This is a genomic window from Paraburkholderia sp. GAS199 (genome assembly GCF_050436585.1).
Lineage (GTDB): Bacteria > Pseudomonadota > Gammaproteobacteria > Burkholderiales > Burkholderiaceae > Paraburkholderia.
Window position 1 is genome coordinate 848,680 of sequence record NZ_JBNDMM010000003.1, and the last position, 22,658, is coordinate 871,337.

Annotated in this window: 19 protein-coding genes and 1 pseudogene; 11 read left to right on the top strand and 9 right to left on the bottom strand. The window is 53.8% G+C overall.

Features of this window, described 5'->3' with window-relative positions; genetic code table 11:
* Positions 1-498: 498 nt before the first annotated feature.
* The 5 genes from P3T18_RS15425 (at position 499) to P3T18_RS15445 (ending at position 5,657) form a co-directional block, all read left to right on the top strand.
* A complete protein-coding gene (locus P3T18_RS15425) occupies positions 499-711 on the top strand; it encodes a BPSL0761 family protein (protein ID WP_429300780.1) in 213 nt (70 codons plus the stop codon).
* A 382-nt stretch (positions 712-1,093) separates the two neighbouring features.
* Complete coding sequence (locus P3T18_RS15430) at positions 1,094-1,429, top strand: hypothetical protein (RefSeq protein WP_429300781.1); 336 nt, start codon at positions 1,094-1,096, stop codon at positions 1,427-1,429.
* Positions 1,430-2,370: 941 nt separating this feature from the next.
* A complete protein-coding gene (locus P3T18_RS15435; RefSeq protein ID WP_429300782.1) occupies positions 2,371-3,543 on the top strand; it encodes a DUF262 domain-containing protein in 1,173 nt (390 codons plus the stop codon).
* Entirely contained in the window at positions 3,540-4,670 is a 1,131-nt protein-coding gene (locus tag P3T18_RS15440; RefSeq protein WP_429300783.1) for a DUF3696 domain-containing protein, read from the top strand. Before P3T18_RS15435 ends, P3T18_RS15440 begins: the two co-directional genes overlap by 4 nt.
* Before the next feature lie 3 nt (positions 4,671-4,673).
* Entirely contained in the window at positions 4,674-5,657 is a 984-nt protein-coding gene (locus P3T18_RS15445; protein WP_429300784.1) for a hypothetical protein, read from the top strand.
* A 242-nt stretch (positions 5,658-5,899) separates the two neighbouring features.
* Here the strand turns inward: P3T18_RS15445 and P3T18_RS15450 are convergent, their stop codons facing one another.
* Positions 5,900-7,273, bottom strand: coding sequence for a hypothetical protein (locus P3T18_RS15450; RefSeq protein ID WP_429300785.1), 1,374 nt, complete (start codon positions 7,271-7,273; stop codon positions 5,900-5,902).
* Positions 7,274-7,589: 316 nt separating this feature from the next.
* On the opposite strand from P3T18_RS15450, the gene P3T18_RS15455 reads away from it, so the two are divergent.
* Entirely contained in the window at positions 7,590-8,618 is a 1,029-nt protein-coding gene (locus P3T18_RS15455; protein ID WP_429300786.1) for a hypothetical protein, read from the top strand.
* Between the two features lie 516 nt (positions 8,619-9,134).
* Here P3T18_RS15455 and P3T18_RS15460 read toward each other — a convergent pair.
* The 6 genes from P3T18_RS15460 to P3T18_RS15485 form a co-directional block, all read right to left on the bottom strand.
* Positions 9,135-9,677 carry a hypothetical protein gene (locus P3T18_RS15460; protein ID WP_429300787.1) on the bottom strand — a complete coding sequence of 181 codons (543 nt, stop codon included), beginning with the start codon at positions 9,675-9,677 and terminating at the stop codon, positions 9,135-9,137.
* A gap of 420 nt (positions 9,678-10,097) precedes the next feature.
* The gene (locus P3T18_RS15465; protein ID WP_429300788.1) at positions 10,098-11,147 is read right to left on the bottom strand and encodes a hypothetical protein; all 1,050 of its coding nucleotides are present in this window, start codon (positions 11,145-11,147) and stop codon (positions 10,098-10,100) included.
* Positions 11,148-11,216: 69 nt separating this feature from the next.
* Positions 11,217-12,305: a hypothetical protein gene (locus tag P3T18_RS15470; protein WP_429300789.1), complete on the bottom strand. Its 1,089-nt coding sequence runs from the start codon at positions 12,303-12,305 to the stop codon at positions 11,217-11,219.
* 46 nt (positions 12,306-12,351) lie between these two features.
* The gene (gene dcm / locus P3T18_RS15475) at positions 12,352-13,695 is read right to left on the bottom strand and encodes a DNA (cytosine-5-)-methyltransferase (protein ID WP_429300790.1); all 1,344 of its coding nucleotides are present in this window, start codon (positions 13,693-13,695) and stop codon (positions 12,352-12,354) included.
* A gap of 1,183 nt (positions 13,696-14,878) precedes the next feature.
* Positions 14,879-15,310: a hypothetical protein gene (locus P3T18_RS15480; RefSeq protein WP_429300791.1), complete on the bottom strand. Its 432-nt coding sequence runs from the start codon at positions 15,308-15,310 to the stop codon at positions 14,879-14,881.
* A 364-nt stretch (positions 15,311-15,674) separates the two neighbouring features.
* Positions 15,675-16,118, bottom strand: a complete 444-nt coding sequence (locus P3T18_RS15485) for a hypothetical protein (RefSeq protein WP_429300792.1) — start codon at positions 16,116-16,118, stop codon at positions 15,675-15,677.
* 528 nt (positions 16,119-16,646) lie between these two features.
* Here P3T18_RS15485 and P3T18_RS15490 point away from each other — a divergent pair.
* Entirely contained in the window at positions 16,647-16,907 is a 261-nt protein-coding gene (locus P3T18_RS15490; protein WP_429300793.1) for a hypothetical protein, read from the top strand.
* Between the two features lie 1,030 nt (positions 16,908-17,937).
* On the opposite strand, the gene P3T18_RS15495 is transcribed toward P3T18_RS15490, so the two are convergent.
* On the bottom strand, positions 17,938-18,621 hold the full coding sequence (locus tag P3T18_RS15495) for a hypothetical protein (RefSeq protein WP_429300794.1): 684 nt from the start codon (positions 18,619-18,621) through the stop codon (positions 17,938-17,940).
* Positions 18,622-19,588: 967 nt separating this feature from the next.
* Between P3T18_RS15495 and P3T18_RS15500 the strand changes: the two genes are divergently transcribed.
* On the top strand, positions 19,589-20,263 hold the full coding sequence (locus P3T18_RS15500) for a hypothetical protein (protein ID WP_429300795.1): 675 nt from the start codon (positions 19,589-19,591) through the stop codon (positions 20,261-20,263).
* Between the two features lie 266 nt (positions 20,264-20,529).
* Here P3T18_RS15500 and P3T18_RS15505 read toward each other — a convergent pair whose 3' ends face one another.
* Positions 20,530-21,288, bottom strand: coding sequence for a type IV toxin-antitoxin system AbiEi family antitoxin domain-containing protein (locus P3T18_RS15505; protein ID WP_429301108.1), 759 nt, complete (start codon positions 21,286-21,288; stop codon positions 20,530-20,532).
* 530 nt (positions 21,289-21,818) lie between these two features.
* Between P3T18_RS15505 and P3T18_RS15510 the strand changes: the two are divergent.
* The 3 genes and pseudogenes from P3T18_RS15510 to tnpB form a co-directional block, all read left to right on the top strand.
* Positions 21,819-21,863, top strand: a pseudogene (locus tag P3T18_RS15510) (hypothetical protein); the annotation flags it as partial.
* 55 nt (positions 21,864-21,918) lie between these two features.
* Positions 21,919-22,149: a hypothetical protein gene (locus tag P3T18_RS15515; RefSeq protein ID WP_429301127.1), complete on the top strand. Its 231-nt coding sequence runs from the start codon at positions 21,919-21,921 to the stop codon at positions 22,147-22,149.
* A 5-nt stretch (positions 22,150-22,154) separates the two neighbouring features.
* The gene (tnpB, locus tag P3T18_RS15520) at positions 22,155-22,556 is read left to right on the top strand and encodes an IS66 family insertion sequence element accessory protein TnpB (RefSeq protein ID WP_429301109.1); all 402 of its coding nucleotides are present in this window, start codon (positions 22,155-22,157) and stop codon (positions 22,554-22,556) included.
* Positions 22,557-22,658 lie beyond the last annotated feature (102 nt).

Sequence of the window (22,658 nt, forward strand, 5' to 3'; positions counted from 1 at the left end):
GCCGCTATATCAAGCGAGTCCGGCCGGGACTGGTGAAAAGATTTTTCTCGAGCGCTGGTGTATCCGCGAGAGCAACAAAGGGAAGCGCCACTTTCTTGGTTTCAGCGCCTCCGATTGCTACGGTCGCGTAAGTACGCCCATCGTGTCCTTTGATCCGCGCACACGGACCGGGGTGACCTCCACGGGTCGAAAATATTATCTGCTTGGGAGGGCCGGACTAGACAAGGATGCGGACTACGTGTGGCATCGCGCGGCGAGGGTGTGGGACATTACGAGCTGGCGCGACGTGACCCAGCAATTGTGTCCGGATTGGAGAAATCCGTTTCCGGAGGCGGAGGCGGACTTCGACCGGCCGAAACCCGACCAACCGAATGATTCTGCCGATAGGTAGGAATCTGACCCGACGCGTGCAAAATAACTTCGCCGGTGCCCGTCCGGATTTTCCATATCCAGGAAGGCTCCGGTCAAGAGCGAACGGCGCCCTGGAAAGGATGATTGATGACGCAACCATATGAGCGCACTCGCGCGGTATTGGACACGCAAGACTTCCTTATTGAATTGGCTAGCGCCCCTAATAAGTTGGACGTGCGCGCAGTACGTCTACGAGCACGGACGTTGTTGAGACACTTCCCGGGGCGTGCAGATTTGCACCTGTCTGCCGCATGGTTGCCGACTATCTGGGCGGAGCCAAATACGACGATTTTCGACTGAAGACGACGGGCATGTGCTGACTACCCGCGTGATATCGTCAAATATGCTTGCTAACGTTTTGATTTTACGTCGGCATTCCAGAATTCGTCGGCCGACCCGTAAGCGGCGCGTGGCCGTGCAAAGGGAGGGCACGGCTTGCGAGCGGCGAAAGGAAAATTGAGGAGTTAGCAGTGGCCAAATCAATCATGACATCCAAGGGACAGCATCGTCCCTGCCGAACTGAGAGCCGCACTTCACGCCGGTCGGGCACCCGCCTTGTGGCATGTGACCCAGGCGGGGACGTCATCGTATGCGCGAAAAGTCTATCGATTCTGGACCTGGCTGGGTCGGTGAAGACGGACAAGCATGTGAATATCGAGGAGATGAATCCTTGGAGTCGCTGATGACCTCCTTGGATTTGAAGGTGTTCGTCCGGTATCTTGTTCGCGATGGCGAACGGCAGTTCGGACAGGCGCGGCAACTCATGAAGCTGCAAACTCAAGAGCGACAACTCCTGCATATCCCGATTACCATGTCCTCATGCGATCCAGCAGTTCGTCATAGCTGTTCACTGATGACTCTGAAGGTCGACCTTGCAGCAATCGGCGTAACGAAACACAAATTTTTAACGCAAAGCCTTCAGATCAGGCAGCTTGCCATCAACCAGCAACGCGTTGAGGCGTGCGGTCAGCTCGGTGCCGATTCCATCGAGCGCGGCGAGTTCAAGCAATCCAACTGAGGTTTTTCGACGCCTCGCGTTGCGTCAGCCTTGCCTCCAACTGTTCCCACAGCCGGCGATAGGCCTTATAGGGAAACCGCTCTTCGCGAAACGTAATCCACGTGAAGGTCTGTGGCTTGGGTTTGAGTTTCTCAATGGTGTGCCGGTGATCCGGCGCGCAGCGGTTGTCGCCAAGGCTGGAGCGACACGAGGTGTGTTCATCACCGCATTCGACAGATAACAGTCGAGCCCGCTACCGTTCACGCGAACCATCAGGCGGTGTGACCGGTCCGGCGCGACAGCGCGCGTACAGAATGCCGCGTACCGTGCTTGAGACAGGAACGGCAGTAACGACGAGATATCTGGGATGGAAGTTAAGGCGTTTCGTTCCACGCGACGCGCGCGTTGCGCACGCTGGCGGCAATCTCCTGAGAAGATGTTTGCGTATGAACACGTAGATGCGAACCCGTTGAGAGATAATACCGGTTCCGGACATGCGACTAATCGCGTCTGCTTGATTAAATCTGCCATCGTAGAGCCCGGCCGACTCAGCGCCAACGTCGGGGAGAACTCCCCGGCGGCCAGTATCCCTGTCGCTATGCACGCCAAGATGATTGTGGCCGCGCGTTGAGCCGTGGGCGGCACAAGTCACCTGCCTGTCGGTTGTTAAGGTGTTTGTCCATCCGCGATGCTAACGATTCGAGTTTTTAGGTTTTGGCGCGTCTGTGGCTGGGCGCATGTGCCAGGAGGTTTTGGCCTGAAGGCCACTGCATTTGCGCGGCAACGGCGCTTCCCCGTGACGAGAAATGTGAGTCCGCTTACGGGTAATCTTTGAGTACGGGCGACACTCATACGGCCGTATGACTGGTTTTCCAGGTTGGGCGCGGTCAGGCCCCCGGTATCGTGTACGATTTGGATATTTGAATTTTTTAACTACTGCCATGCCGACAGACCCTTCCGAAATGAGCGACCGCGAAAACGCTGAGGATGTCTCGCCCGAGCTAGTCGAAGACGAGGACACCGGAAGCCAGAACGCCGATGCCGCACCGTGGGATCCAGGAAAAATCCGGATAACCACCCGCCATTTGTCGCTGCGCGATGTAGTGACCCAGATATCTGATAACGAGATCGACTTGTCACCTGACTTCCAGCGAGATTTCGTGTGGAAGCGGCGGCAACGGACTCGTCTCGTTGAGTCAATCCTGCTTGGCATTCCGCTGCCGGCCTTCTATTTCAACCAGGAGAGCGACGCAACGTATCAAGTGGTTGATGGAGTACAGCGTCTGTCAACCGTTTCTCTTTTCATGGCGGACGGTCATCGGCTTGAAGGGCAAGACCTACAGTATTTAAATGACCTGGATGGGTTGACGTATTCGCAGCTCGATCCTTCTGCTTCGCGCAGGTTTCGAGGCACTCAGATCGTGATTCACGTTATCGAACCTCAGACGCCTGATGAGGTGAAGTACGACATCTTCAGCCGAGTCAACACTCTCGGCAGCCCGCTTTCTACGCAAGAGATTCGACACGCGATGAGCAAGGAGCGCTCGCGCCAGTTTCTGAAAGAACTTTCGGAGTTACCGTCATTTGATCGCGCGACGGAATCACAATTCTGGCGGCGCGATCCCGGAAAAGGACCTGTCCGCGACAGCGGTCGGATGACGAGCCGCGAGCTTGTCTTGCGATTTTGCGCATTCCACCTGTACTCAGACGCGGAGTACAGACAGTTTTCAGGGCTGGATTCCTTCCTTGTCGAGTTCACGCGGCGGTTGGATAACCGCTCCAAGAAGGGCAGTCAGATTGATGACGCGCAACTCACTATGCTCAAGGATAACTTCGACCGGGCCATGGAGAATGCGCATTTCATCCTTGAGAAAGATGCGTTCCGGCGCCCGTCTTCGGGTCAGCGCAAGCGGGGGCCAATCAACCGCGCGTTGTTCGAAGCGCAAGCTGTTGCATTTTCCGCATATCCAACGGCGCAACTGATCTCGAAGAAACCGAAGATTGCGGCTGCATTTCGGAGACTGTTCGACGATCCCGATTACGTACGTTCTGTGACGGTCGGTACCGGAGACCCACGCGCAGTTGAGCGCAGGATCATGAGAACGAAAGCGGCGCTAGAAGGAGCAATTAGGTGATTACCAGCTTCGGGATTTCCGGGTTCAAGCGTTTCAGAGAGCAGGATTTTGATTTCGCCAACCTGACCGTATTGACCGGTACAAACGGATCTGGCAAAACGTCGCTGATTCAATCCGTTCTTCTCGCCAAGGAGGCGTCAGGAAAAGCACCCGGAAGTACAGTTCGATTGAACGAGCCATTCGGGATGGAACTTGGGCGGACCAAAGATGTGCGCAACTGGCAGGCTGATGACATCATTGAATTCAGGGTAGCGACGTCGGACGGAACTACTTCGGTGTGGCGGCTGGACGCGGACACGGACGATGCGTTGTATCTGACATTGACAGATTGTCCACTTGTCCTCGATGACCAGATTTTCTCAGGTGCCCCAAGGTCGTTCTGCTACCTGACTGCCGAAAGATTGGGCCCTCGCACCGTGAACGCAACATCCCCGTTGCCGCCGACCCAGCTTGAGGTCGGGGTGAAGGGGGAGCATTGTGCGCAAATGCTAGCTATGTTGGGAAGCAAGCCGTTGGAAGATGAGGGTCGACGACATCCTGACAGGGGAGACATCCGGTCGGATGAGGAAGGGACCGATGCGGACTTTCTCAAGTATGAAGTTGAGCGCTGGGTCAGTGAGATGTGTCGCCCCATCGTCCTGGATTCGACAATTCGCGCGCCATTGGGCTCATCGCTGTACTTTCGCGCACCCAACGCGGTGGAGTGGGCGAGTGCTCCTAATATGGGGTTCGGTGTCTCGTACGCTCTCCCCATCGTCGTTGCCGGACTTACGGCGGCAGCCGGAGGCGTTCTGATTATCGAAAACCCCGAGGCGCATCTTCACCCGGGTGGGCAATCGCGGATGGGGGTTTTCCTGGCCTGGTTGGCGGGGCGGGGCCTCCAGGTGATAGTTGAGACGCACTCGGACCATATCCTTAACGGCATGAGACGTGCAATCGGCGAATTCGGCTACCTCGCCCATGACCGTGCCATTGCGCATTTTTTTGAGTCCGATAACGACGGCAAGCCTAAAGTCAACCGTCTGGAGTTCACCACCATCGGTGGAATCTCTCACTGGCCTCGCGGATTTTTTGACCAATTTCAAATAGACGTCGCGTCGCTGGGGCGAATTCGACGTCGGAGCTAAGGAATGTCATTTGTCGTTGACGGATCTGAGTGGCAATTCGATGGACAAGCTATTGATGACGTGGATGCAGCAATCGACGCGTTCCTCGAACGCGTTGATACTGCACAGTCTCGCGATGAGACGGTTTGGATAGGGGACGACCTGCAGAGCCGGCCCATGCTGGACGGCCAGGATCTTTGGACCATGGCTCAACAGTTATCTGCGGAAGTTCAACAGTCGCTGGCCGCATGGCTTATGTCTGCCCCGCGTTATGGCGATGAAGTTGACTGGCCTGCCGGAGCAGAAGACTTCCGGATCCAGATTGACGGCGGCGAACCGGGCGACAACTGTGATGTTGCCTGGGCACACCACAGTGTTAGAGCAGGTCGCGCCGTCGCTTGTCTATCGCTAAATCGAGACCGACCGATGCGCACCGAGTCTGCTGCGGGATTTGCCACCGTGCATTGGGTCAAGGACGAACGCAGTCATCGTGAGTTCTGGAGAAGTGTGATTGAGATTGAGCGCGATAGCGAAGCGACGCTTGCGCGGCTCGCTCCTCATGCGTATCCCGATCTTTTTTTCTGCGAAGGCGTGTGGGACGGCTTGGGACGATTCGAAGGTGGCTACACGAGACTATCGGATCGCGTACGTCGCTATCTTGCGAAGTTGAATGATCATGGGCACTGGGCTTTCACGTTTCCACCTCCTGCCTTGAGAGTGGGGGAGCCGGCAGGCCCGGAGCATCATATGCGTCCTTCGAACCAGACAATCGAGCGACGCTTTCACGGATTAAACCTGGAGATTGCACCTGAGAACCCGGATGTCTATCGGGACGGGACTTGCCGGGCAGCCCGAGAAGTTGAAGTTCAGAATCGAACGCTCTACTGCGAATGGCATGGTAAATTTGAACTCCACCAAAATCGGTTATACGTGCATCCTCCAGTGCCAGAGTCAGAAGACAAGGTTGTAATCGCCATCTTTCACAAACATCTGCCACTTCCGCGTTGAGTACCAGGAGACGGACCCGAATACTGGAAAATGCTCGGTTCCCGGTGTAGAGCGCACTATGGAAAGATGGCGGTCGGGCCTTGGTGGACCATTGGCGGACTCCGGTTCTTCGCAACGCCGATACCATAACAGTTTATGTCGGATAGATACGCAACGTGCATATCGATTTCCTCCGCCGATACGCCTCAGAGCAATCTGCACGCAGAAGAGAGGTGTCACGTATTCCGCCAGCCGTGATTTGCTTATCTGATCACCGTAGCTTTGGCAAATTCGCTTTCCAGCTCACGCGTGAGGGTGCTTAAATCCCTCCGAACATTGCGGCGGTCGGCTTCGCGTCGCTTGATCTCTGCCTGAGAGAAACCTTTGTCTAGCTTTTCGGATGCTAGTTTCCCTATCTTGGCCAATCTCACATCGACAGGGACTTCAGGAAACGTCGCGATGCGATCCGGATTTCTCCGGTATGCGTATGACTTGAGTGGGTAAAGATCGATGATTTCGACCAGTTTTCTATCACATGTCAACAGCGATGGGAAAAAATAGCGGGGTGAAAGTTTGCGCATCGCAGACGAGCCTCGGTAAAGAGGTATCGCACCTTCAACACATTGCACATGGAGAAGATCCCACGCCATGTTCTTCAAATGATCAAACATTTCAGCCGTCTTTCCGGCGGATGCTCGCTGAATTTTCCCGAAAAACGTCAAATTTTGACCGTTGACGAAATACTCATTAGCTACAGCTATCAGTCGAAGAAATACGGTGTGCAGTCGGCGGGTTAGAAATTCAATGAACTCTTCCAGCTTTTCCTCCAGCGACTTTTTTTGCTGGCGCAGTTGAATAGTGGTCATTTTTAACAGGATGCAGTAAAGGGCGTCACGACTACCGATCACGTGATTCAAAAGAGCCGGCTTTGATGCATCCTCGATCATGACTTTAAGATGCTCGTCAACACGGCGGTTACGCTCCTCTTCGGAACTTCTGAATCGGACGCAGGACGTGGTTCGTAAATACTCCGCATCGATATCGCGCAATTTTTCGTAACCGACGAGCTTTTGCCTGATCGCCGGCCTTCGACCTTCCACTAGAACGTTGGGTAGGTTCTCCATCATGTACGGAATGGGATCGACGAAAACAGTGTCTTGCGCAATAAACTCGAAAACCTCCAGAAAGTCTTTCGGGAGGCGGCTGTTGTTGCCGGTCAGAAAAGGTTCTAGGTAACTAACGGTTTGTGTATCCAGCGCGATGGAGTAGTCGATATGCAACTTTGCTTCGATGGCCTCTCGCATTTCCTCATTCGTATCTCTGTCAAGAACGAAAACACTATTTTTTGACAGCAAGCCTCGAACAGCCGAGCCCTCCGAAAATGTGTGACTTGCCGAAAATCCCAGCTGGGCACCATTGTCTGATGCGTATACGAAATTCCAATCAGGGACTAATGCGCCGAAACGTGCATAAGCTTGGACTGCCATTGTCGGTGTTTTTGCGGTCGCGATAGACTTAACGACCAGATTCTCAATGTCCGGAAAACTGGACTGTTGGCGTGCCCTGGTCAACGTGTCGGGATTGGTTTTAATAATGGCCGCAATCATGGCGGCGGCATTCAGGATTTCTTGACTCATTTTGCTAATTGGTTGCGTGATCAAAGCGGCAGTCAAATGTAGCGCAAACTGCGAGCGACCGTGGCTGCGGGAAATGCTCTGTTCAAAAATCGTAAGGATGCAAGCCTCGGGTTGAAGACTGCCGGCCCGAATGGCTGGGTCTTTGACCTCAAGTTTCTCGTCGCCTCGTCGTTAAGGTGACATTTGGGACGCTTCACTTGAGGCAGTGCGCGTCACGCACAGTTAGGCATCTCTGCAGCGTAGGCGTCGCGTACTGGCTAAATTTCGTTGTCAGATTGAGGTATGCATTTTGAGTAAGGTGCGAGGGGCGGAGCAAATGCAGACGCCTACTGAAGCGGAAAAGCGCAGGCAGAACGTCTCAACGAAAAGGTGGATTCTGTCGAGTCTCCTATTCGCAGGCGTCGTAGGCTTGTGCGTAGGATACGCCGCTGTAATTTGGCCGGGTTGGTCAACGCTGCGAAGAAGCGGCGAGGCGGCGGGCCAATTCGGTGACGCGTTTGGAGGGTTAAACACGCTGTTTAGCTCGCTTGCATTTGCCGGATTGATCATCACGATCTTCCTCCAGCGACAGCAACTTATTGATCAACGCGACGAGATCACGATTGGGAGAAAGCGGCAGAATTCGGAGTGGTCCGAGGCGAAATTTTTTCGACTGCTCGATATCTACCAAGCTGCACTTGCCGCCTTAAAGACCAAACGAGATGGACGCACATACGATGGGATCGATGCGTTAAACCGCATGGCGGTCGCACTTGACGAGCACATGCGCGCCGAAGGACTCTCGGCCTCCGAGGGTATTCCCAAAAAGCTGAGGAAGGCTGGTGTGAGGATAGACGCGGGGAGCGTCCACCTGGCGCTGAGATTTGCCCACTACCGCGCCATCTATTTGAACATGCATCGGCATGCACGGTATGTGGAGTCATTCAAGCTGCTATTGCGCCACGTAGAAGCAGTGGGGGTGGATCCTGAAGAACGGCAGTTTTACCTTGATGTCGTTCGAGCGCAACTAACCTATATTGAGTTGAGATACCTCTTTTACATTGCGCTTGGACACAGCAATGAAGGCGAGTTCCGAACCTTGCTGCAAAGCACTGGACTCATAGAGTTGGCGAAGCTTTCAGGCGTGCATACACCGCATCGGGACCTATATACAAGGCAGTGGGGGTACACCTTCCGAAGTGGCGACGCGATGAGTCCGATGCCTATGTCGAAGGAAGATCGACGTAAAGGGCGCGCCCTTTATAATGACATTGCTCCATATTTCCGGTCTAAAAGCGGGGCGAATGGTCGACATCGCATTCCGGTTGATGCGGAGGACGCAGAGTTGTCCGAAAAGGAAGCGTAAGCCGCAAACCGTTCCCGTTCGGAGCACGGCGCCATGTAGTGCGCTGAACCGACTCTGGCGCGACTTACCCGACAATTGCAGAGGTGGATGAAAGAAGTGCTCCGGAAAGCAGTGCATTGTAATCCTGTCGCGGGAGATTAGAGCAGGAGCGCTACATTGTAGATTGTGCTAGCCTCAAGCCGAATCGCCGGACGCATCCATGCCGCGTTCTAGTGCTATCCGAATGACGTCCGAGTTCTTCCGTACGCTGCTCATAACCCTTGCAAGGTGAGCGCGGTCGATGAACGCTATTACAAAACCTTAAAATTGTTGATTGCTCGGATGTCCGGTCCATCACGATATGTAAAATATTGGAATCGACGGATAGCATGTCTTTAGCTATGTGCGCGAGGGAGCATTTCTCGCTTTTAACGAACACCCTTACTGCTGAATTGAACAGATGTCGCCGCTGCTCGCGCACCCATCGCAGGCATAGCTGACTTGCGCAAGGCGACTTGAATCGCGATGCCGGCAAAGCTATTCCAAGGCTGGCGGTGCTATCTCCTCCCACTGACCATCCTTGTTTCGTTGCATGTGCTGCTCGGTCGGGTAGTCCTTTCCTACGACTCGGAAGGCTTCAAGCATTTGATCGATCGCAACAAAATAAACTTTGTCACGCTTGGCCTTGTCTGACGCGACATAGACGCCGGCAAGCGCGCCTTCTTCGTCGCAAGCGGGAATAAAAACATAGCTATGAACGAACTGGTTGCAAAGAAAAGTTATATCGCGTTGTTCGATGTGTTGTGTATCGAGATTGAAAAGCTCATCAATTCGATGCCAATTCATATAGTCAACTGACTTGACAGTCGGCGACCAGATTAGTGCAAATGTTTTTGTACGCGTCGCGCGTGAGACCTTGAACGTATCGAGTAACTTCCGAATGCTGTAGAAGCCGACAAACAGTTCGCGTTCCAATCGTGCAAGTGCCCGCTCCTCATTGTTATCATCAACACGAAGCCGTTCAAGCCAATTCGCGGTTCTAAGCAGAGGTTGTTTCCAGTAATAGGATTCGTGGATCATGGGTAAGTTTCGACCTTCGTTCCATAATTGGCGAGTTATGGCGCCTGCCTCTGACCGGCATCGTCCGCGCAACTCGCTCGACGCTTATGCAGCAAACGCTTCCGAAGGTTGAGTGCCTATCAGATTCACAACCCATCTTTTCGGCAAATTTCTCTTTTCGTTTGCCATAGAGGCCGAAACACCAGGTACTCAATCCGAGCTACCAGATATCTCTGAGAGCAGACAGCCATCCAGCGAGCGCTGCGCTCGTTAGCCGCTTGGTGACAATCGAATTACGCCTCAATGTAGCACGAAGGAAACAGTTACATGCTTCTGCGATGCTGACGGGTTGTTACTATCTCGAACCGAAGTAACTGATTGATAAATGGGCAGCCCCTTTCCCGTGTTAGGAGCCGCGCCATCCTGTCATTACTCGTAAATCTAAGAGATGATTTTTAGCGGAGCCTTGCTAGCGCCGTTCAAGCTGTCGATACGCTTTCTTGATAGCTCGGTGATAGCATCGGCAAACCAGCCTCGTAGCGGGTCTAATCGGTCGTGTTGCTCAATCGGGTACTGCGACTCGCTGTCAGAGGTGTTCCCGGCCGCAGCATAGAAACATTGAAATCGGGTGTAGGCCGACCCAAACCGATTCCAGGGGTACTCGACGAAAAGCGCATACGTGTCGAACAGGTAAAGAACCGCGACCCGGCTACGTACGGATTGAAGATATTCGTGGCTGCCCGACATCGGGAGGCGCAACAGCCCACCTGCGAATGTCTCAGTGACGCGCGAATCGAGCCTGGATTTTTCGATGACTGGTGTCGCGCTGGCAGACACCAATGCAAGTGGGTTTGATTCCCACTCTTTCAGACGTGGAATCACGAGAATCTGCCGCTCGTTGCTCGCGTTTCCGATGATGGTTTTCAGCAGGTCGCGGTCAACCTGAAAGCGGTCGCCGGCGAACCAATCTTCAGCGAGAAAAGATGCCAGCGCGTCGTTGTCTGCTGTTTTAATGATGGAATGGGGCAAAAATTGCGTGCACGCGACTGAATCCTTCGATAGCGGGGGGAAGTACCATCTGTTCAACAGCATCAAAATTGCTTGTGGCAGGTCTGCATGCTGATAACAGTCACGAATAAGCTCGGGATGGTCATGGTACAGCGAACCGAATCGGGGGCTGTATCTGTAGTCGGGCATCATGTGTTCGTTGCTGTTTTCTACGATGATGCGGTGAATCCATTCGGCTGCGCATCGCATCTTCGCAAGATGCATTGAGAGCAGCTGTCTCAAATCATACAGTGCGGCGCGAGAGTCCAGAAGTTTCGAGATATCGGCGTTGTCTTCGCGAATCCAGATTTCTAGAGCTGTCTCATCAATGTTTCGCCAGAACTCAACTCCTTTGTCCTGATGCAGGTCGAGTAGTAACTTGGCGTATTCAAAGAGCCGCAGAATGTCGTCGTACGGGGCGGAAGCGTCGGGATGATGGAACATAAGTGAGGTGGTTGATTTTTCGTTACCGGGTTGTGGCCTGGAGACCAAAAAGGACTAAGCAGGGTGGGTCTAGAAGGGAATCTCGTCTGCCCAAACATCTAGTCGGCCCGTCGGAAGCCCCTGCACGTGGTTGACCATAAACTTGCACGCAAGAATGTCCGTATAGCCGGCAGGGGGAACTGGTGACGGGTCTCTGGATGCCCGAATTTCCAGCGACTCTGCTGCTGCAATTCGCGCTTTTGCTGTCATGCCACACCACGGGTACTCGACCAGAAGCGCGTGGTCTTCAAATACGTACGCTACGCAAAGGTGGCTACGAATTTCGCTCAGGAATGCACGGTTACCGATGACCGGAACACGTAGCAGGCCACTTGCGAAAGTCAGACAGGTCGTGGGCATTCCAGAAACGTCGATTTCGAAAATTTCTCTGGACGCAGATTTGGTTAGCGCGTGAAGTTCGACCTCGGCCAGAGAGGCAGATTCAATGACGAGGACGCTTGGCTCGTGAATCAGAGGCTGAAGTTGTTCAGGCAAGTCGTCATGGAAAATCAGGCGATATGTTCCATCGTCAGTTGCAACTCCGTGGCGTTCAAATAATGCTGGCCACTCGCCCTGGGTCAGGCGGGAGTACTGTGCTTCGCGACCGCTTTCGTGTCTGAAAAGTTGGGAACGATATCGTTGACGGTCGATGAGGGCGTGCGCTGCATTACGTAGCCCCGGGTAGCGCAGACTATCGACCGCAAATTGACGCTCTGAGAATCTAAAACTGTCGAAGGAAATTCCATCCGTTAATAGATTCCAGGTGTTGTCAAAGGAGTTGTTGGCATAGCTGGCGGCACATCGCATCGTGTCGCAATGGCGCGTCAGAATATCTCGCAGCAAGGCCGTATTTTTAGATTCATACCGGTCGGGGGCATGCCACGCGTCTCCGATGACCCACCGTCCGATGACATCTGGATTAAGAGATTGATAGTAGGCTGGACTGCCATCGTCGTGGAGGCTAATCAGTCGCGCTGCTTCACCCAGGAGGCGCTCCAAGGTTCGAGCCGGATAATCCCCACATGCATCTTCGAATTCCGCCATATCTTCGTACGACTGGCAATGGTGCGAGTCACTATCGTTGGTCGAGCGAATGACGGGTTGCGGGTCGACAATCATGTTAGTCCTTGACAGGTTTAGCGTTGATTTTGTATAGCTGTTCGTTTTAGCCCGCACTCGCATGTTGAGTGTGAACCTTGTGGAGTGCCTCGCCGATTCGTGTCACGAGCGGTACGACGAGCGCGTTTCCCATTAACATCGCGCGGGTAGCATCAGACACTCCGGGTATTGCGGTATGACCGCCAGGGAAACCGTTAAGAGCCTCCAGTTCCTCGGGCGTCAGACGACGCAGCAGACCACCCGGCTCGCGGATGATGTGTTTTGTGCGCGTAGGTGTCGTTCCGCCTTCAGAGGTGATGATGGTTCTGCTCGGTCGGTCCAGCGGGTCGGGACATGGCATCGCTCCCTCGCTATAGTTGTACGTGAAGCCATTTTTCACGCGCGGGACATTTTTCGCGCCTTTTGCGCCATACCACCGTTCCTCATCCTCCGGTCTGACATAGAAGCTGGAAGGAACAGGGCCACTGTTTCTGACGATGTCGCCAAGCGTGAGTGGGGCTGCGTGACCGGTATATTCGGTGAAGTCGCTGATGCTCGGCGTATCGACAGCTAGAGTGCGTACGTCTCCGTCGAACATGACTCCACAGTTCGAGAACTGCGATTTACCATTCGATAATGGTCGATATCTGAGCTGTTCATCGAATGGCTCATTGGAGATGTGTAGTGCTGGCATCGCGCCATCAAGCGGGTTACGCGCAACGGCAGGAAAGGCGCTATTGATAACAGTCCTGGAAAACCACGAGCAATCGGTTGCGTCAGCTACGTTGGCTCGCAATGCCCGATAGACAGCGGTTGAACGGTGGTATGCGACCAGGAAAACGCGTCGGCGACGTTGAGGGTAACCGTAATCGGCCGCGTTGATGACGCGCCATTCGGCTGCGTATCCCAAGGACGCGAGTGTAGCGAGGATGACTGCGAAGTCCCGCCCTTTGCAAGTTGCGGGGCTCGTAATCAGGCGGTCGACGTTTTCGAGAAGGAGATATTTGACAGGTTCGCCATCGGCATTGCGTTGTTGCAGCAGTTCCGCAATTGACCACCAAAGGACTCCCTTTTTGCCAACCAGACCCTTGGATTGCGACAGTGGCTTTGCAACTGAATAATCTTGACATGGGAATCCTCCGACCAGCAGGTCCGGAGCGGCGTCGCGAATCGTCTGCCGGCCGGTCTCGGAGGCGAGAACCGCAAAGATGTCTTCGTTGATGTGTTTGCCATCGCGCCAACGTGCGTCGTAAATGTTGCTCGCATGCTGGACCTTCCGTGCTGGCTCGAACTGGTTGCTCAGTGTGACTTCGAATGGTTTGCCGTGTATTGATTCCAAGCCGAGACGGAACCCTCCGACACCTGCGAAAAGTTCTGTGACCTTGAGTGCTGTTGTGACCTGTGACGACATCGTGCTTCCTTGTTGCGTTGGTGGAAGCACGTACAGCGAGCGGTTTTAGCCTTTTTGCTGAAATAAGCAAAAAAGTTTGAGTTTGCGAAAAAAAGGACGGGAGGGGCGGACGATGATGATTCGGCTTAGCTAATTTCGGTGCAGGAGCCTGGAAGTCGCACGGAGGCGCGATTCAAGAGAGCGTTGGAGCGAAGAGTCGTTTCAACGCGAGAGCGTCGACCATCTACGAATTTGCACGAGAGGGGGCAACCCTGACTTCGTAGAAGCAGAGCAGAGGTGCGACTGGGGCGGAACCGGTTCAGCCCGGTCGAAATGTGGTCAGCTAGACGCGGCTACGCTAGTGAGATCAATGCAGTTTGTGACGACAATGACGTCGCGCGGAAGATTGGAACGCAGTCGTCGTCGAATCTCATCTTCGAATGACATTCCGGCGTTGTGCCAGTCAGCACCAATTCGCGCGTTTGCGCTTGCGAGCAACGCATCGATTTCACGTGCGATATAAGGATGCACAACAAGAACGCTCGAGCCATGACCCGTATAGACGATGGGTAATTCAGACTGAAATGCGTGACATAGACATCCGCGAAGCCCGCTAAAGTCGAGGAGTAGTTTGTTGTTGTCAAATGCGAGCACTGCCCTGAGTTCATTTGGCAGAGAGCTATCATCAGACACTAATGCAAGCTCGGCGCATCGAATTGTCATATCGCAGCAAGCAGATGCGGCATCGAGATCCCATTGCATTTTGGCAGCGACGACGAGACATCGATTTTCGGTTGTTCGATGTGCCAATTCGGGTGGCAAGTCGGAGCAACGGACAAGAAAACATGTGTCGCGGTGGGTCCGCGAGAGTTGCCAGACCCGGTTGAGGGCAGGTGTTGTGTGTTGACATGTAGTTCGCGTTGCCTCGCGGAAAATATTATCCGTCATGCTATCTGTATGGGATACCCTTGCTGAAGCGTTCATCAATTGCTGAGTGCCTGGTATGCTCTGAAAAAAACGCTTCTGCGATATCGGCCTGTGACATGTATCGCAGCAGACGAATCTATGCAAAGAGAGATGATTGATTTCCTGGTCTACTTATGAGGGACGGCCGGATCGGCCCGTGTCAGGGAGACTCTGGCCGGTGGACGCCTTAGTCCGAGTTCACTGCTGACCGGTCGGTGGTAAGCGCCTGTGGCATAGACTACTTAAGATATGCAACGGTTGCGTCGACAAACCTCTCGGTGTAGAGCATGTTCACTTCGATTACGAGCCCTTCCTTCGGAAGTCGACGGGGTCTTTGGGTGGCTTCTTGGGCCGCATACTCTTCAAGCAGGCCGTTCTCTCGTGCGAAGGCAAGGCTTCGTACAAACGCAAGTTCGTCGTTGGTTTTGACTTCCTCCCGAAAGCGGTCAAGTTCCTCAATCTCCGAATCGCGCGCCGGTTCGAGGTGCCATACCAGTTTGTTGCCTAGGACCATCTGAATCTGCAGGCCGCGCTGCTTTCTCCAGGAGTCCAGCATGCGCCGAACGTCAGGTTCGCCAAAGTCGCAAACAACGAACGTGAAACATTCGTGATGACGAAAGCACATCGTCAACAGTGGTCCATCGGGCGTGTGAAAAGTGAGTAGTGACAACTGGTGCTCTTGGCCGACGTATCGCGCCCATCGAGGAGATTGCGTCCTCACAAACACATAGGGCTCACCAACGAAAGATGCCAGTCGAGCAGGTCCCGATTCAGCCTGGGTTCGGAATGTTTTGATTTCGGCGCTGTGAGTTGAATGACTTTTCATAATCTAAATATCCGATGAGACGAGCCCGGAAAAGGGGCGTAGTAATTTCGATGTGTGAATCATATTTATGATCTACGTATAAAACAATGGATTCGATAAAAATATCCAAGTATTTATACGCGTTGGAAGGTTTATGCGATTTTATTGGGTTCAAGGGGGCGAAAGGTGGCGTTTTCGCATACGAGAAAGGTGGCGTTTTCGCATACGATTATCGGCGTGAAGCTCTGCGTTCGATGATGAGTCGTGAGATGATGTCTGTAATGGAGGTACTCGCGTCTGCAATAGTTGTTACTTCGAACCGGAATTCTCCGCCAGGAAAAAATCGTGCACTGACAGTTGCGCTTCCAATATAGACCTCGACACGTGCCTCAATGCTGACCGGCTTACCACCGCCACTGCGGGCGATGAATACGGTAGCGGACTCGACGAATGGAAATGGGGCGTCCGGGTGTATGTAGCCGGATTTTTTTAATGCAGAGGCAGCGCGTACCCAGACGTTTATTCTCGGATCAGCTTCTTCCACCACTGTAATAACAGGTTCTTCTTTTTTCGGGAGCGTTTGTTGTACCCCGCGATAAATCGTGACCGTTGTTCGTGACCAACTCGCGGCATATGCATGGGCCATGCTTTTCATGTGACGATAGCTTTTCATGTTGGCTAACGTCTGGAGTGGCGTGAGGCCGCCCAGGTTTCCGTGCGTTGATGTCAGGTAATCGAGCCGCGCGGCGGGCGGTGCGGGAACTAGAATCCGGCAAACGGAATGCAGCCTCTTTTGATCAATGGATGTGTCTGCCAGAAGGGCGGGGAAAAATGGTTCACCGTCGACCTCTATCGAGAAAACGCTCCCTCGTCGTACGAGGTGCCCAAGGCGACGGCTATCGACTCCGAGTCGCTCACGAAATATTGTGTCTGTTAAGAGTTCGCCAGATTTCACCATGGCCCGACGAGCCTGGACAGCTTGTTGCCGAAGTATCGTGCGGAATTCGTCTGGCGGTTTCATACCTGTCCCTGTCATCGCACCAGGCCATCCAGCGGACGTGTGCCCCTCAAAACGCATTTGCTCGAGTGGTCGGCAGCGGTCGAGGTGGATGCTCCTTGCACAATCCCCTGTCGTGGCGTACATTGTTGTTAAATATATATATTGAATTGAAGGCGCCTGCAAGTCTGCGAGGTGACAGCAATGGAAGATGAGTGGGCCGCACAACTTCGTGCGCTAAAGATGCTTCTTGAGATTGGCCAACGAGATATTGTCGCAGGGAGATACGGTGACGCGTTCAAGTTTCTGAACTCACTGGAGGGCGGCAATTCGTCAAACGGTGATGGCGTTCCAGCACCCAGATGCATTCATGAAAGACGGATCGGAGTCGCAAAGAGCAAGTTTAATGTTCCCGACAACATCGACCAGACCAATGACGAGATAGGAAAGTTATTCGAGAAATAACGTTTTCCACAGTGAGAGCTATGTGGTCTCGAACAAGACTTGATGTATTCATCACAAGCTTTCGGAGAGGAGCGTCGCAACGACGGAAAAGTCTTGTTAATTCTGACCTCGACGGTGTTGCTTCATATCGGAACAAGTGCACTTCGTTTTGGCGCAAAAGCGTGACGAATCAGCTTCGCTTGCAGAAAACGGTCAAAACAAGGCAATTCCCTGAAAGTCCGATTCACGAGCATCTTGATCAGTCAGGGGTAGGTCATCTACACGTTGAGTGCATGGCAGGGTAGTACCGCTCCTTGCATGCCGGGACGAGAGACGGCTGTTGCATCTCTTGGGAGACAAGGTGACATGAGTTTTTCCATAACCACCGTTCCGTTTGACCATGAGTGCTCCGCGCAAAGCTTTCCGATGGTCGGAGCCTCATGCGCTTTGGTCTTAGTTTCGGAGGCTGAATTCCGTTACCCCGACGCCGCGTAGAAAGTTCCGAATTTCGCAGTCTGTGAGGGTTGTGCTAGGACAACTTCGATGACCACCTATGCGTAGGCGGATTGGTCCGCGACTGCTCCCGATCTTCACGGTTTTTGATTTTGAATGCAGCTGGATAGATTGAGGGAGACGAGCGATGAATGTGCGTGAGCTAAGGGTCCTGCTCGAAAAGGTCGACCCGGACAGCATAGTTCTTTTTCTCGACGATTACGCCGACTTAACGGAGTCCGATGAGGTTTTGATGTGATTGTTCCCACACAGGCTTGGACCCACGAGCGCGGAAGGTGCGCCGGTGCCGCGTACAGCGTGCGGTATCCTCACGCGTTCGAGCCACGCGACGAAAGTTACAGTGAGGTCACGCACGATGCGCAGCGTGTTGTGTTAATCGCGAACGGACCGACGAACTTCCGCCGTGTGGGGCTCGCTGAACGGCGACTCGACTGAGTCATATCAACCTATAACATCGAATTTGTTATAAGGTGCCAGATGAAATTCGGAGCCTGATTTGAGCTTCCGGAGGCGGCACGCCGATGCCGCGAGCCTCACGCTAGGTTGGGCGTGTGGCGCCGGACGGTGACATCTGCGACGGTAGTGTCGGATACGTCAAAAAGGGGATGCCTTCGTCGTTGTCGGCGGCGGTAGCGCTTTCGTCGTCTTTAGATGTTGCTGGACGCTCTACTACTTCAATCGCCCGCTTGATGACAATGGGAAGCGCAAATGCGTTTTCTGTTCCGTCATCAGACGTGTCGTCATCAACTGGATGTCGCGATTGCGCGTTCATCTCATGTATCCACATATCTGTCTGAAGGGCCTCGGTCGCAGGGATGATGTCGAGAGCGACACCGTCCTCGAAGAGATATAACACCAGATACCGTGAGCCGTTTTCCGATGCCCGTAAGGTGTAGGTCTGGAGCATAACGAGCCCGCGTCGCAGTTGCAGGTAGGCCGTTCCTTTACCGGTGGGATTTCCTCCTCTCCAAACACCCGCCTGCGGTTCTTCGGTCGAGGGCGATACAGCGGCCGACTCAACTCCCGGAAGAGCAATGACGATACACGGTTCGTCTGTTATTAAATCGGGACGTACGAAGATGGCATCCGCAATGGTCCTATAGGACGACGGCTCGCACGCCTGTCGACAGTCCTCCATGATTTGGAAGGCGAATGCCTGATTCACGTCGTTGATGCCAAGCGGAATGGTTACGATGTTTTGATTGCTCAGGTCAGAATTCATAAGGTTTTGAAAAGTAAGTGAAAAATCGTCCGGCGGGAACGCCGGTGTTGCTTGTTTTTGGCAGTCAGTCTTAACCCAGAAGGACGAACAAAAAAGCAGCCATTCGCTTGGCCCATGACCTGTGTGGTCATCTCGCGCTGAGACTCGACGTTGGGCTGATACGGAGTGCAGGCATTCTGTTTATCCGCGTTAAAACCAGGGTACAGGCCGCACGAAGGGAGGTGAGACATTGACGCTTCAGATAGCGAGGCGTTTAGCCGAGTGCGGCTGGAGGGGCTCGGTGCGCTCGAAGAAATCCGGTCTGGTGCGTGCGCCATGTACTCAATGCGTAGATCTGATGTACGTCATCAACGCGCGAGCAAGCTCTCTTTTAGTCGTTGTGTGCGCAGTACGCGCTCCTGAATCTCCGCCCGATGAGGTGGGGGTTGCCTGAACTTGTAAAGGAGCGACACAGTTCGCGTTGCTATCGGTCGAAGCAACGGACGTTTCGTTCTCTCAAAACATTCTGATATGCCCTGACGATGCACTTTCAAGAACATGGCTGCAGTTCATATGGAGGAATTTCCGCAAAGGCGCTGCACCGGAGCGGTGGCATATGTGCACATCATGACAGATTGGATTTGCACTCCGCAGTTGCGCAAACAACTCGTGTTCAGAATGCCCTTATTCGATTTTCACTCTTCATAAATTATCAAAGGTGTTGGCTGATGTTGGTGAATAAACAAGATTGTGGAGTGAGTCGATGCACCGTGATGGGCATTGAAAATTAGAAACGTTAGAAGACAAAAAACGTCGATAAATCATGATGTTGTGTAAATAGACTTTGTGTCATTTTGACATTAAGTTCTATCGGTTTTTATACGGTCGAGGCGAATGAAAAAATATCTTGCAATTCGTGACTGAATGGCTATACGATATGCAGGCCATTCGCCACATAAGTGGTAACTCATTTTATACGTGCCAGATAATGAATCATTCTTTTGAATCGAAGAGCGACGTCGCCCACGCGGCTCTTCCGATTGGCGCCTTGGACCGGGCCGCTAACTACGCTGGATATTGCAGGGAAGCGGCAGAGTTGCGCGCATCGGCCCCGGTGTTCGTTGCCCCGATTGATGACACGCTCGGAGACCATATGACCGGCCGAGCGATTCTCCGTATTGGAGCCATTCCGCTTCCGACAGGCGGAGTTATTTTTTTCCTTCGCGTGCAGTTCAGCGATACCCAGTTTATTTGGCTGGCAGACGCGACTGACCAGGATGTATGGCGTGCGCTAGATGCGTACCAGAAGACCATGCAGTGTGGATTCGCGTTCAGGTCGGGCGAGCACACGTGGTTCGTACCGTACGAGACGCAGGACAGGACAAATATTCTTGAACGGTTCAGGAGTGAGATTGGCCGAAAGGACCGGGCGTTTGTCGAGGCTTCGATGGGGTTAATTGCGTACGGGGACCCAGCGGAAACGTTCGGCACCATGCGACCGGGCATTGACGTCAATCACTATCGTCTTTGTATCCTCGGTACGACTCGGGTGAGAGCAAAGCTGGCGGAGATGGGCGCCCTCGATGTTTCCGTGTCAGCTGCGTCGGCGCAGACGCTGATGAGGTCCAATACCGTCGTGACCGCTCCTGGAAGGATTCAGTGATTGGGTTCTAGCCAAGTCGCCGAAATCGTAGCCTCTTTACGAGCAGGAAGGTTTGCCAGCGTGAGAGGCGCTAGATCAATACATCGTAATTGTGGAGTCCCGGAGATTCTTCTTTACCCGAACCACAAAGGTATTGGTAAACCGAGGCTGAGTTTTCCGAGTCTGCTGTAAGCACTCTGTTTCGAAAGATTCACATTTGCTGGAAAAATTTACGGGAGACAAAATCTTGGTTCCAGCATCCTCGAAATCCAAGTCTTGCAAGGGAGTCAAGCGATACTTTCCAGATTGGTATTAACGACAACATTCCAGCGCTGAGCAATTTCAGAATCGTTGGCACAACTGGACGTATCCAGACGAGTGCGCTGGGCTCGATGCTGACTTAGCCACTTGTGAACGCGATTGGCGTGCCGGGTGTGGCCATACAGGTCGAGGAGGTACCCGAATCGTTGAGCAGCAGCAACGTCACTTGCCGCGTTCAGTGATTCGGTGATGTCTTCCGGGTCGAGCTTTGGGGCGAGGTCTCCAAGAATGAGTGCTGCCCGTTCGACGCCGCCAATTACGGGCGCATGTCTGAGCAGGTCAAGCAGTGTCGTGGTCATCGAGCTCACCCGGACACGACTCTTCTCGGTTGGCAGTGCTACTGTTGGGGATTGTGCGAGTGACTGTTTGACGAAAAACCGCAAACGAAAAGGACCTACTTGGAGAACCCGACGCGACGAGGGTACGAAAATCTGTGTTTCCAGAACGGCGAAATGCGAAGACCCGTGTGCCTGTGCTGCGGACAGCAGGGCCAAATGGTATGACTCTTCTTTCCTGGAGAGAAAATCGTGAAGCCACCACCAAACGGGCGGCGCGCCACGGTCAGCATGCTCGGGCGGTACGATTAGCCAAAGTCCCGAACCACGAGCCAAGGACGTGATCAGCCCTCGCGCATGCAAACGCACGAGCGCGGCTCGCGTCGCAGCTGTATTGCGGCCAGTGAGCAGTTCAAAATCTTTCGAGCTGAAGCAGTAGCGTGCGCCCATCTGGAGCTTTTTTAGCGCTTCGAGGCTGGAATGGCTGCTTGTGTGTAGGCTATTCAAGGGGCGGATATCGCGCTAGACGTTAGCTCGTGCAGACTTAAAAGCGTGAACGAATGCTATTTATTCTGCGTGAAGCTCCACAAAACGTCAACTCGCGCAGAGAAAATAGCGCGACATTTTTCGTGATTATCCCGGCAGCCAAAGGCGAATGCCAAGCACAAGGCTTGAAGTTCAGCAGTTTCGCCCAACGCGGACGTTGAATCTGGTAGCCCATTGACGAATGCGCTACCCGTACCGCAGACGTGTTGGCAATCATGACTGGAACGTGATTTCTGCGAGCCTCGCTTCAGAGGCTCGTTTTTTTATGTACGCAGTGGCTTTCACCGGTAAGCGTTGCTTCACAACCGTCTGTTCATAGGTGCGCGCATTCGGCAACCTGGTTCCCACCAGATCAAGCGCGAACCAGAACGATGGAAACGAAGGCAGTAGGCCGACGAGTGGGATCCAAGAACTACTCGAAGGCATTCTGGGCGATGGTCGTAGCGCAATCAAACGATCCGGGCCGTTCGATCGCGGACGTAGCACAGGAGCACAGTTTGAACGCCAACATGATCGTGCGCTGGCGTCGTGCTCATGAGCGCACCCAAATCGATTATGCAAACGCAGCCCGCACAGACGTTCATTCCGGTGCATTTGCCCGTGCCGGCGCAATTGACGTCGATTATCGTCGTCGAGTGCGGCGCCGTGCGAGTCCGCTTCGACGGACCACTTGACCTGAGCGCGCTTCGGACGGTACTGGCAACGTTGCGGTCGTCGTCATTGGCGTGCCGTCAGGGACACGCGTCTGGCTGGCTGCCGGCGTGACCGACATGCGGGCGGGATTCAACAGTCTCGCGGCCAAGGTGCAGACCGTACTGGAACGCGATCCGTTCTGCGGGCACGTCTTCGTGTTTCGCGGCAAACGCGGCGACCTGCTCAAAGTGCTTTGGTGGAGCGGCGATGGCATGCGCCTGCTGATGAAGCGACTCGAGAAGAAGCGCTTCGTCTGGCCACAAGCCGACGGTGGCGTTATCTGCCTGAGCCCGGCCCAAATATCGATGCTGCTAGAAGGGGCATCGACTGGCGGCAACCGACGAGAACGGCACGACCGACGTCGGCGTTGTAAACGTCGTCGCTGGCGCGAAATCGCCTGCATGTCGCGCGCCCAGGACAAGCCGTCATGTCCATTGATCAAAAGCGTCTCACCGTTGCCAGACACAGCGATTTCGTAACGCTCCTCTTAATCTGTTTGTCGTCCACGCTCATGCCTCCCTTCATGAGTTTTCGTTTTAGCCTCCGCGATGGAGTGTCAATGCGGGGCGCACGCTACGCTC

Excerpts from the sequence above, each read along its gene's own strand:
- P3T18_RS15450 (WP_429300785.1), bottom strand. The coding sequence starts at position 7,273 with ATGAGTCAAGAAATCCTGAATGCCGCCGCCATGATTGCGGCCATTATT.
- P3T18_RS15435 (WP_429300782.1), top strand. The coding sequence starts at position 2,371 with ATGAGCGACCGCGAAAACGCTGAGGATGTCTCGCCCGAGCTAGTCGAA.
- P3T18_RS15505 (WP_429301108.1), bottom strand. The coding sequence starts at position 21,288 with ATGGGCGCACGCTACTGCTTCAGCTCGAAAGATTTTGAACTGCTCACT.
- dcm (WP_429300790.1), bottom strand. The coding sequence starts at position 13,695 with ATGTCGTCACAGGTCACAACAGCACTCAAGGTCACAGAACTTTTCGCA.
- P3T18_RS15490 (WP_429300793.1), top strand. The coding sequence starts at position 16,647 with ATGGAAGATGAGTGGGCCGCACAACTTCGTGCGCTAAAGATGCTTCTT.
- P3T18_RS15445 (WP_429300784.1), top strand. The coding sequence starts at position 4,674 with ATGTCATTTGTCGTTGACGGATCTGAGTGGCAATTCGATGGACAAGCT.
- P3T18_RS15460 (WP_429300787.1), bottom strand. The coding sequence starts at position 9,677 with ATGATCCACGAATCCTATTACTGGAAACAACCTCTGCTTAGAACCGCG.
- P3T18_RS15470 (WP_429300789.1), bottom strand. The coding sequence starts at position 12,305 with ATGATTGTCGACCCGCAACCCGTCATTCGCTCGACCAACGATAGTGAC.
- P3T18_RS15495 (WP_429300794.1), bottom strand. The coding sequence starts at position 18,621 with ATGAATTCTGACCTGAGCAATCAAAACATCGTAACCATTCCGCTTGGC.
- P3T18_RS15500 (WP_429300795.1), top strand. The coding sequence starts at position 19,589 with ATGAATCATTCTTTTGAATCGAAGAGCGACGTCGCCCACGCGGCTCTT.
- P3T18_RS15465 (WP_429300788.1), bottom strand. The coding sequence starts at position 11,147 with ATGTTCCATCATCCCGACGCTTCCGCCCCGTACGACGACATTCTGCGG.
- tnpB (WP_429301109.1), top strand. The coding sequence starts at position 22,155 with ATGCGGGCGGGATTCAACAGTCTCGCGGCCAAGGTGCAGACCGTACTG.
- P3T18_RS15430 (WP_429300781.1), top strand. The coding sequence starts at position 1,094 with ATGACCTCCTTGGATTTGAAGGTGTTCGTCCGGTATCTTGTTCGCGAT.
- P3T18_RS15425 (WP_429300780.1), top strand. The coding sequence starts at position 499 with ATGACGCAACCATATGAGCGCACTCGCGCGGTATTGGACACGCAAGAC.
- P3T18_RS15485 (WP_429300792.1), bottom strand. The coding sequence starts at position 16,118 with ATGAAAAGCTATCGTCACATGAAAAGCATGGCCCATGCATATGCCGCG.
- P3T18_RS15455 (WP_429300786.1), top strand. The coding sequence starts at position 7,590 with ATGCAGACGCCTACTGAAGCGGAAAAGCGCAGGCAGAACGTCTCAACG.
- P3T18_RS15515 (WP_429301127.1), top strand. The coding sequence starts at position 21,919 with ATGAGCGCACCCAAATCGATTATGCAAACGCAGCCCGCACAGACGTTC.